At 40.6% G+C, this 271-nt stretch carries 1 pseudogene; it reads left to right on the top strand.

Annotation, left to right across the window (positions count from 1 at the left end):
• Positions 1 to 69: 69 nt before the first annotated feature.
• Positions 70 to 271, top strand: a pseudogene (locus tag ACTHSQ_RS11275) (type IV secretion system protein); the annotation flags it as partial.

Genomic DNA, 271 nt, shown 5'->3' on the forward strand with positions numbered 1-271 from the left:
GTTTCAGACGGCCCAGACAAATCGATCATCTCATCGTTTTACAAAAATTAATCGAAAGCTCTTCTCATTATGATGGATTTACTCCTTTATACTGGCATTCGCGACTATCTTTATGCGCGAATCGGCTACTTTACCGAAGTAGTCTTATCTAAAAACTTAAACCTCGCCCTTACAATGGTTTTGGCATTGCTGACATTATGGATTATGATTCAGGGCTATCTGATCGTAACAGGCCGGAGTCAGGAAGGTCTCAAAGGATTTATTTTCAGCC

Origin of the sequence: Neisseria sp. P0009.S008, assembly GCF_051958615.1 — a bacterium.
GTDB lineage: Bacteria > Pseudomonadota > Gammaproteobacteria > Burkholderiales > Neisseriaceae > Neisseria > Neisseria subflava.